This is a genomic window from Mesorhizobium sp. M7A.F.Ca.CA.002.04.1.1 (assembly GCF_004022805.1).
GTDB lineage: Bacteria > Pseudomonadota > Alphaproteobacteria > Rhizobiales > Rhizobiaceae > Mesorhizobium > Mesorhizobium ciceri.
On sequence record NZ_RZPL01000153.1, the window covers coordinates 1 to 9,459 of the forward strand.

Sequence of the window (9,459 nt, forward strand, 5' to 3'; positions counted from 1 at the left end):
AATCGAAGGAGTAGCACATGTGCACGCGCTTGCCGCCGGCGGTCAACCCCTACAACTACCAGGACCATCTCTACGACAAGAGCCGGCCCGAGAATCTCGGCTTCCTCGAACGGTTCCGTGCCCTGCTCGATGAATATCCGGCAACCGCAGCGGTCGGCGAGGTCGGCGATTCGCAGCGTGGGCTTGAAGTGGTGGCCGCCTACACCGCCGGCGGCAAGCGCGTGCACATGTGCTACTCCTTCGATTTCCTGGCGCCGGAAAAGATCAGCGCGGGCAAGGTCCGCTCGGTGCTGGAATCCTTCGGCAAGGTCGCCAGCGATGGCTGGTCGTGCTGGGCCTTCTCCAACCACGATGTAATGCGCCCGGCCTCGCGCTGGGCCGCCAATGAGCCCGACCCGACCGCCTACCTCAAGGTCATCTCGGCGCTGCTGATGTCCTTGCGCGGTTCGGTCTGCATCTATCAGGGTGAGGAACTTGGGCTCGGCGAGGCCGACCTTCGGTTCGAGGATTTGCAGGATCCCTACGGCATCCGCTTCTGGCCTGAATTCAAGGGCCGCGACGGCTGCCGCACACCGATGGTGTGGGACGGCGGCGCCAAGAATGGCGGCTTCTCCCAGGCAAAACCCTGGCTGCCGGTGCCGGCCAAGCATTTGGCGCAAGCGGTCAATGTCCAGCAGGGCGACGAGGCTTCGCTGCTCGAGCACTACCGGCGCTTTCTCAGCTTCCGGCGTGCCCATCCGGCGCTGGCCAAGGGCGACATCACCTTCATCGAAAGTGAGGGAGATACCGTGGCCTTCACGCGCCGCGCAGGCAACGAGCAGATCGTCTGCGTCTTCAATCTGGGAGCCGGGCGGGCCAAGGTTGACCTTGGCGGCCGATCGCTGCAACCTCTGCCCGGGCACGGATTTTCGGGGCAGGCGAGCAGCGGTTCCATCGAGCTTGGCGGCTACGGCGCCTGGTTCGGGCGTCTCGACTGAATTTCCAATCACTGGAGGAAACCAATGGCCGATGTCACGCTAAGACAAGTGAAGAAGTCCTACGGCAATCTGAACATTCTCCACGGCATCGACCTCGATATTAGGTCGGGCGAGTTCATCGTCTTCGTCGGCCCGTCGGGCTGCGGCAAGTCGACATTGCTGAGGTCGATCGCCGGGCTCGAGGAAATCACCTCCGGCGAACTCAGAATAGCCGGCGAAGTGGTGAACGACGTGCCGCCGTCGAAGCGGGGCATCGCCATGGTGTTCCAGTCCTACGCGCTGTACCCGCACATGACCGTCTACGACAACATGGCGTTCTCGATGAAGATCGGCAAAGAGAACAAGGCCGAGATCGACCGCCGCGTGCGCCAGGCCGCCGAGATCCTGCAGCTGACCAAATATCTCGACCGCCTGCCCAAGGCGATGTCGGGTGGCCAGCGCCAGCGCGTCGCCATCGGCCGCGCCATCGTGCGCAATCCGAAGGTGTTCCTGTTCGACGAGCCGCTTTCGAACCTCGACGCCGCGCTGCGCGTCGCCACCCGCATCGAGATCGCCAAGCTCAAGGAATCGATGCCCAACACGACCATGATCTACGTTACCCACGACCAGGTCGAGGCGATGACGCTGGCCGACCGCATCGTGGTGCTCAAGGACGGCCATATCGAGCAGGTCGGCACGCCGATGGACCTCTACAAGAAGCCCGGCAATCTGTTCGTTGCCCAGTTCATCGGCTCGCCGGCCATGAACATCCTGCCGGCGACCATCGAAAAGACCGGAAACCCGACCGTCGTCAGCCATGTCGGCGGACGCAAGGCGACCGTGCCGATTGCGACGCCGGCTTCGGCAAAGGGCGCTGCGGTGAGCTTTGGCGTGCGGCCGGAGGACCTGATCATCGCCAGCGGCGCGGACTATCTGTTCGAGGGGACGGTCGACTATGTCGAGCAACTCGGCGAGGTGCAGCTTGTCTATGTCGACATCGGCCGCGCCGATCTGCCGCTGGTGACCAAGCTGCCCGGCAATGTCGAGGTCAAGCGCGGCTCGACATTGCGGCTGAGCGCCAATGGCGAGGACCTGCATATCTTCGACGCGGATGGACGTTCTTTCGCGTTGCATGAAGTGGAAGCAAAGGCGGCTTAACCGCAATTACCGTGTCAGGCACAAAAAAGAGCGGCGGGCCGGGCCCGCCGCTCTTTGACTTGGAGATCGACTTCGGTTGTTAGTTGTTGCCGAAGAGGTTGCGGTCGGCACCTTGCGGAGCAGACTTCTGGGTGGTGTCACCCGACGAGTTCAGCAGCTTGTAGACCGGCGAACCGGTGTTGCGTACCGAAGAGGTGCGCGTGCTGTCGACCGAAGTCGTGGCGGCAGGCTGATTGGCACCATTGGAGCCAAAATTGTCGCTGCCGGCGAAGGCACTGCCGGTGATGGCCAGAACGGCGGCGGCAGCAATAAGGATCTTGTTCATTTTAGTCTCCTGAATTCTGGATTTCGCCAGGACGGCAGACACAGCTGCCGTCGGTTGCGAAATTGGTTGTTAGCGACCGAAGAGGTTACGGTCGCTGCCCTGAGCGGGCGTCTGGGCAGCCGGTTCCGAGGTTTTGGTGGAAGCCGTGTACGACTGGTCCACAGCGGCGGCAGGCTGGTTGGGGCCGTTCGAACCGTAGTTGTCGCTGCCCGCGAAAGCGCTGCCGGTGATGGCCAGAACGGCGGCGGCAGCAATGAGGATCTTGTTCATCTTGAATACTCCTGAATGTCTGAATTTCGCCAGGGCGGCGGGCGAGCCCGCCGTCGACCGGGAAACTGGGAATCGGCTGTTAGTTGTTGCCGAAGAGGTTGCGGTCAGCACCCTGGGCAGGCGCCTGAGCAGCCGGTTCCGACTTCTTGGTCGAAGCGGTGTACGAGCTGTCGACAGCAGTGGCTGCCGCGGCGTTGGAACCGTAGTGGTCGCTACCAGCGAAGGCGCTGCCGGAAATGGCCAGAAGGGCTGCGGCAGTGAGAATGATCTTTTTCATTTTTGGTACTCCAGTATCGTCTTTTTTCCGTCCGTCTAGCGGCGTGTCTTGGAAATGAAATCGCGTCGTTCGGACAGCCCCGATGTGGGAGGGCAAGGTCGTCTTTTCCAATCACGAAGTTGTTCCGTGTGGACCATGAATCCACACCTTGAAATTGTGCCAACGGAATCTAGGGATGCATTTTTCTTCTTCATATCAGTGTGTTAGGTGTAGCCACCTGATGGATCACTGACTGTTTCAGAGGCCCAGCGTTCACACCGTCCTGCACGCACCGTCAACAGAAACGAACCGTTCGGTTCGATTTTAGGGCGAACTAATAGTCATTTTTCGAAACCATTAACCTTTTTTGACCCCCCGCGAAGGGTCGGATTCGGGAAGATCGCAGCCGGCAAATGGCCGCCCGGGAGGTGGGATCTCGGCCCGCGACGAGCTGCAGTAGCGTTTCGCATGCCGTGTCGCGCCGCATGGATACGATGTCGTTTTCATGCCGACGGCGCGCCCGCGATCGTGGTTAGATCATACCATCTCAGGTGCCGCTTCGTGACGACGAGGCGGAGAATTGGGAAGCCGGTCAGAATCCGGCGCTGCCCCCGCAACGGTGGTGGAGTTCAAGTCGCAACGGGAGACCACTGGGCAACCGCCTGGGAAGGTGTCGCGATGGTCCGCAAGGACAACTCCAGAGCCCGGAAACCAGCCCGAGATTTTTAGACTCGACTGATCGCGGTGGGCGGTCAAGAGGTGGATAGCGCATGTCCGGCACACAGCCGGCCTGCGCTTCAATCCTTCCTCCGTCACCACCAGTTCAGTCCTTAGGAACGAGGACAGGACATGGATATCCGCAACGACATGCTGAGGCTCCTGAAGGGGCGCCGGCAAGGCTTTTCGCTGGAGCAGCCCTTCTACACCGATCCGGACTACTTCAAGCTCGACATGGAGCTGATCTGGTATCGCGACTGGCTGTTCATCGGCCATGATTGCGAACTGCCGAAGCCGGGCAGCTACATCACCGTGCAGGTCGGCGATTATCCGGTCGTCCTTGTCCGCGACCAGCACGGCAAGATCAACGCCTTCCACAATTCCTGCCGCCATCGCGGCAGCCGCGTGTGCAACACGGAGAAGGGTACCGCGGCAAAGCTCGTCTGCCCGTATCATCAGTGGACCTACGAGCTGGACGGCCGCCTGCTGTTTGCCCGCCAGATGGCCGACGGTTTCGACAAGAGTGATTTCGGCCTGAAGCCGGTCGCCTGCGAGAGCGTCGGCGGCTACATCTTCATCTGCCTGGCCAAGGAACCGGCAGATTTCGCGCCGATGCGGGCGATGATCGAACCCTATCTTTTGCCGCACCGGCTGCGTGAAGCAAAGATCGCCTTCGAGAGCACGATCGTCGAGAAGGGCAACTGGAAGCTGGTCTGGGAAAACAACCGCGAGTGCTACCACTGCGCCGCCAATCATCCCGAGTTGTGCAAGACCTTCCCCGAGGCTCCAACCATAACCGGCGTCCATGGCGCCGACAGCGACCCTGAAATGGTCGCACACTGGGCCAGATGCGAGGCATCAGGCTTGCCGAGCAAATTCCGCATCGATCCGGCAGGGCAGTACCGCGCCACCCGCGCGCCGCTGCTGCGCGATGCCGTCAGCTACACCATGACGGGAAAACGGGCGGTCCAGAAGAACCTGTCCGACAGCGTTTCAACCGACCGCATCGGCTCCTTGCTGCTCTATCACTATCCGACGACCTGGAACCATATCCTCGGCGACCACGCCGTTACCTTCCGCGTGCTGCCGATCAGTGCCACGGAAACCGCAGTGACAACGAAATGGCTCGTCCACAAGGATGCGGTCGAAGGCGTCGACTACGACCTCGCTGAGCTCACCCATGTCTGGACCGAGACCAACGACCAGGACCGCCGCATCGTCGAGGAAAACGCCTTCGGCATCCTGTCGCCGGCCTATGAACCAGGCCCCTATTCGGAGCTGCATGAGGGCGGCGTGATCCAGTTCGTCGAGTGGTACGCGTCGTTCATCGGGCCGCGCCTTGCCGAAGGCGGCCGGCCGGCCCTGCGCAGCGTCGCCTAGCCCAGGGGACAAGAGGATGAATGCGATGACGGACCTTGGCCTCTATCGCCATCTCGACCAGATGACGCCCTGGAACGACAGGCTGCAGGTGCTGGAAGTGATCGGCGTCAGCGACGAAGCGCCTGACGTGAAGACCTTCACCTTCCGCTCCGACAACCAGACCTGGTTCCGCTACAAACCGGGTCAGTTCGTGACTCTGGAACTGCCGACATCGGACGGGCCGCTGATGCGCACCTACACGCTGTCGTCCTCGCCGTCGCGGCCGTTCTCGATCGCGGTGACGGTCAAGGCGCAGGCGGGCAGCACCGGTACGCGCTGGATGTTCGACCATCTGACGCCCGGTTCGCACGTCAAGGCCTATGGGCCGACCGGCGACTTCTCGCTGCACAGCCACCCGGCCGCCAAATACCTGTTCATTTCGGCCGGTTCCGGCGTGACGCCGATGATGTCGATGCTGCGCTGGCTGAACGACTGCGCGCCATGGACCGATGTCGGCTTCGTCAACTGCGCGCGCCGCCCGGAAGAGATCATTTTCCGCAAGGAGCTCGAACTGCTCGGCAGCCGCATGCCTGGGCTGTCGCTCGGCTTCATGATCGAGGAGCGGTCGAGCCGCGAGGGCTGGTTCGGCCATATGGGCCGCATCGACGCGATCCGGCTGCCATTGCTGGCGCCCGATTTCCGCGAGCGCGAGATTTTCTGCTGCGGCCCCGATCCTTTCATGCGCGCCGTGCGCGGCATGCTGGACGCAGCCGGCTTCGACATGGCGAAATACCATCAGGAAAGCTTTGCCGCGCCTGCCGTGGAGGAGATCCCGGCGCCGTTCTCGCCGCCGGCGGAAGACGGCGCCGCTGCCACCGTGGAGGCCGTGACACCGATCCGGTTCTCGCATTCCGATGTCGATGCCGAATGCGTCGCCGGCCAGACCGTGCTGCAGACGGCACGCGCCTCGGGGGTGCGGATTCCCGCCGCCTGCGAGTTCGGCCTGTGCGGCACCTGCAAGGTGAGGAAGGTCGCGGGCGACGTCGAGATGAGCCACAATGGCGGCATCCTCGATCACGAAATCGAAGACGGCTTTATCCTCGCCTGTTGCTCGAAGCCGCTTTCGGCGCTTGAAATCGAGGCGTGACCGGCAGGCACGGTCAGAGGCTGTCCATGCCCGCGCGGCCTGCAGCTGCGCTCGGCCGGGCCTACGCCATCTTGCCAAAAACCCTGCAAATGGTTAGACGCCTGCAACGGTGGGGTTGACCGTAGGGCCCGAAGATCATCTCCGCGGCCTGCTTCGGCGGGGAGCAAACATGCGACAATCCGGCGTATATGCCATTGCCAGCAAGGATATCGTCTTTGAATCCTTCGATGGCGAAGCCGTCGTTCTCGACCTGACCACCGGTAAATATTTCGGCTTCTCTGATTCAGGCAGCAGGCTTTGGGATGCACTGTCGTCCGGCGTGCCTGCCTCCGAACTGGTCGGCGCCGCGACCGGGATTGGCGCCCTCGATGCCGCCGCGATTGACGGCTTTGTTTCACAATTGCTCGAATTCGGTTTGCTGGCGGCCGCAACCGATGGCGTGGCAAGACCGGTTCCCAGCGAATTGCTGGCTCAGCTCGCCGCTGCCGGCGAGCCCCTCAAGGTCGACATCCATGACGACCTTGCCGACCTCATTGTCGTCGATCCCATCCACGAGGTCGAGGAGCCCCTCGGCTGGCCCGCAGTGAAGCAGGCCAACTGAGGCGCGCCAGGCTCTCGTTGCCGGACGGCTCCGGAACAGGCAGACCATGCCGAACGTCACTCTCGAAAACCTGACTGACTACGCACGTCATGTCCTGGCGCAAGCGCAGAGCAGCGCCGCGCATTATCCACTGACCTGCAAGGTGGGTTTGCCGCATCTGGAGTTGACCGCTCATGTGAGTGCCGGCGCGTTGGCGGATGCCTTCGCTCATGGCTTTGTCACGGCTGCGGACAACCGAGCGCCTGCCGACATCTGCCGCATCTTCGTCGCACATCCCGGCATTGACGGCATCGCGGCACCGGCCAGATGGGGCCAAGGACCCTTCACGCAGCATGGCTTCGCCACCAGGCTGGCGGAAGCCGGATTGCGCGGCAACCATTTCCACGACCTGGATTTCTGGCAGTTCTATGATCCGCAACGTCGCGTTGGCGTGCAATTGATGGCCTCGGCCGATGCCTTTCCACCGTGGGAGCCGGGAGCGCCGCTGCGCCCCTTCCTCCATTGGGAATATGCGGCACGTGGCATGCGGCTGGCCCATGCGGGGACGCTCGGCACCAAAGGCAGGGGCGTACTGCTGGCCGGCGCGGGCGGCGCCGGGAAATCCGGGACCGTCGCCGCCGGCCTCCTCCACGGGCTGGACAGCGTCGGCGACGATTATGTGCTGGTCGACCTCTCCAACGGCGTGACTGCCCGCCCGTTGTTTTCAACACTCAAGCAGGATCCCCAGGGATTCGCGCGACTTGGGCTGGATCACCGGCTGCCAGCTCATAGCCCGCTCAACTGGCAAGGCAAATATGCTTTTCACATTCATGACATCGCGCCCCGGCCGGTGCCTGAAACCCTGGACATCGTTGCGCTGCTGGTGCCACATATCGGCGGAGGCGGGGCAAGTTCGATCGTGCCGGTGTCGCGGAGGGATGCCATGATTGCCTTGGCGCCGTCCGGCATAGCGCAGATGCCGGGCGAGCGGGAGAGCGGCTTTCGCTTCTTCAGCGACCTGACCCGCCTGCTGCCATGCTATCGTCTGTCGCTGGGGACGCAGCCACAGGAGATAGCCGGCACGATTGCGGACTTTCTTGTGCGGGGCGCTTCGTGAAACTGAGCGTGATAATGCCCGTCTATAACCGTGAACGCTATGTCGTTTCGGCATTGCGCTCGCTGGTGCGGCAGCGGGACGCCGCCGATCTCGACATCATCGTCATCGACGACGGTTCGACCGACGGCTCTGCTGAGGCCGTACGCTCGATGATGGGCGAAAACCCCTGCATCCGACTCTTCCAGCAATCGAACATGGGCGTGGCCAGGGCGCGCAACGCCGGGCTGCGGCAACTGCCGCCGGATGCGGAGTTCGTGTCATTCCTGGATTCTGACGACATCTCGCTGGCCGGACGGTTCAAGGCCGATCTCGCCCGCTTCGAGGCTACCTCCGGGCTTGAGCTAACCTATTCGCTGATGACGCTGGTCGACCGGATCGACGACGAGAAGCTCGAGCCGGAGGCGGACTGCTGTACCATGACGCTTCGCGGAATTTCGCTGAGCACCGCTCTCTTCAGTCGAACGCTTGTCGATCGCATCGGCCATTTCGACGAGGACTTTGAGCAGTCCGAGGACACGGATTATCTGTTGCGAGTCTTCGAAACCGGTCCGCGCTACGAATTGCCGAACACCGTCGCGATCTACTACCGACGCCACGCCGGAAATGTCACCAAGGAACATAGCGGCAGGGTCCGCAACCACTTGCGTGCAATCCACAAGTCGATGCGGCGGCGCAAGGCCGATCCGTCACGGCGAGAGGTCCAGGGCATCTTCGAATTGAAGAGTCCCGCCGATTGGCGGATGCCATGATGCTCGAGACAATCGGCTCGGATCAGCCAAGCCCGCAACGCTGCTGGAGACGCCGATGAGGCTGAGCGTCATCATGCCGGTCTACAATCGCGAACAATTCGTTGGCCTGGCGCTGCGCTCGTTGCTCAGGCAGCGCGAAGACATCGATCTCGACATCATCGTCATCGACGACGGGTCGACCGATGGCTCGGCAGCCGTCGTACGGTCGTTGATCGACGAGGCCCCATGCATTCGTCTTTTCCAGCAGATCAATGGCGGGGTCACCAAGGCGCGCAATGCCGGGCTGAAGCAGTTGCTGCCGCAGACGCGTCTGGTGTCGTTTCTCGATTCGGACGACATCTCCCCGATAGGCCGCTTCAAGGCGGATCTCGCCTGCTTCGAAGAGGATCCTGGCCTCGAGCTGACCTATTCGCGCATGACGCTGGTCGACAAGATAGATGGCGAGACACTGGAACCGGCCGCCGACAGCCACTCCATCACCGTGCGAGGGATCCACCTGTCCGCCGGGATCTTCGCGCGAGACCTCATCGAGCGCACCGGTGGTTTCGACGAGGATTTCAAACAGGCCGAGGACACCGACTATCTGTTGCGTATCTTTGAGAGCCAGGCAAAATACGTTATGCCCGATACGGTGGCTCTCTATTACAGGCGTCATCCCGGCAACATGACCAAGGAAGCCGATGTGCCCTTTCGCGAGTTCATGCGCGCCATTCACAAGTCGATGAAGCGTCGCAAGGCCGATCCCAGCTTGCGCCGGGTGGAGGGGATCTTCGACTTCAAGGATCTCGCGCAGTGGCGGTTCCTTTTATGGCAGGCTACGGCGGC

The 9,459-nt window shown here is 62.2% G+C and carries 10 protein-coding genes, 1 pseudogene and 1 riboswitch; of the genes and pseudogenes, 8 read left to right on the top strand and 3 right to left on the bottom strand.

The window, feature by feature from the left end:
- Positions 1-35: 35 nt before the first annotated feature.
- Both ENZ75_RS10815 and ugpC read left to right on the top strand, forming a co-directional pair.
- Positions 36-977: pseudogene (locus tag ENZ75_RS10815) on the top strand (alpha-amylase family glycosyl hydrolase); the annotation flags it as partial.
- A 24-nt stretch (positions 978-1,001) separates the two neighbouring features.
- Positions 1,002-2,114, top strand: a complete 1,113-nt coding sequence (ugpC, locus tag ENZ75_RS10820; protein ID WP_063169811.1) for a sn-glycerol-3-phosphate ABC transporter ATP-binding protein UgpC — start codon at positions 1,002-1,004, stop codon at positions 2,112-2,114.
- Between the two features lie 79 nt (positions 2,115-2,193).
- Here the strand turns inward: ugpC and ENZ75_RS10825 are convergent, their stop codons facing one another.
- From ENZ75_RS10825 to ENZ75_RS10835, 3 genes are all read right to left on the bottom strand, one after another.
- Positions 2,194-2,439: a DUF680 domain-containing protein gene (locus ENZ75_RS10825; protein ID WP_013528266.1), complete on the bottom strand. Its 246-nt coding sequence runs from the start codon at positions 2,437-2,439 to the stop codon at positions 2,194-2,196.
- 69 nt (positions 2,440-2,508) lie between these two features.
- A complete protein-coding gene (locus ENZ75_RS10830; protein ID WP_013528267.1) occupies positions 2,509-2,709 on the bottom strand; it encodes a DUF680 domain-containing protein in 201 nt (66 codons plus the stop codon).
- Positions 2,710-2,788: 79 nt separating this feature from the next.
- Positions 2,789-2,986 (bottom strand): DUF680 domain-containing protein, encoded by a 198-nt coding sequence (locus tag ENZ75_RS10835; RefSeq protein ID WP_013528268.1) that lies wholly within the window; start codon positions 2,984-2,986, stop codon positions 2,789-2,791.
- Positions 2,987-3,497: 511 nt separating this feature from the next.
- Positions 3,498-3,700, top strand: a riboswitch (cobalamin riboswitch).
- A gap of 114 nt (positions 3,701-3,814) precedes the next feature.
- Here ENZ75_RS10835 and ENZ75_RS10840 point away from each other — a divergent pair.
- The 6 genes from ENZ75_RS10840 to ENZ75_RS10865 form a co-directional block, all read left to right on the top strand.
- Complete coding sequence (locus ENZ75_RS10840; protein WP_063169810.1) at positions 3,815-5,062, top strand: aromatic ring-hydroxylating dioxygenase subunit alpha; 1,248 nt, start codon at positions 3,815-3,817, stop codon at positions 5,060-5,062.
- A 25-nt stretch (positions 5,063-5,087) separates the two neighbouring features.
- Positions 5,088-6,188, top strand: coding sequence for a hybrid-cluster NAD(P)-dependent oxidoreductase (locus ENZ75_RS10845; RefSeq protein ID WP_013528270.1), 1,101 nt, complete (start codon positions 5,088-5,090; stop codon positions 6,186-6,188).
- 169 nt (positions 6,189-6,357) lie between these two features.
- Positions 6,358-6,789: a PqqD family protein gene (locus tag ENZ75_RS10850; RefSeq protein WP_013528271.1), complete on the top strand. Its 432-nt coding sequence runs from the start codon at positions 6,358-6,360 to the stop codon at positions 6,787-6,789.
- Between the two features lie 46 nt (positions 6,790-6,835).
- Positions 6,836-7,885 carry a hypothetical protein gene (locus tag ENZ75_RS10855; RefSeq protein WP_063169809.1) on the top strand — a complete coding sequence of 350 codons (1,050 nt, stop codon included), beginning with the start codon at positions 6,836-6,838 and terminating at the stop codon, positions 7,883-7,885.
- Positions 7,882-8,634 (top strand): glycosyltransferase family A protein, encoded by a 753-nt coding sequence (locus ENZ75_RS10860; protein ID WP_063169808.1) that lies wholly within the window; start codon positions 7,882-7,884, stop codon positions 8,632-8,634. The genes ENZ75_RS10855 and ENZ75_RS10860 overlap by 4 nt, the downstream gene beginning before the upstream one ends.
- Positions 8,635-8,689: 55 nt before the next feature.
- Positions 8,690-9,459, top strand: a 770-nt coding sequence (locus tag ENZ75_RS10865; RefSeq protein WP_164887780.1) for a glycosyltransferase family A protein, incomplete at its 3' end; no start/stop codon positions are given.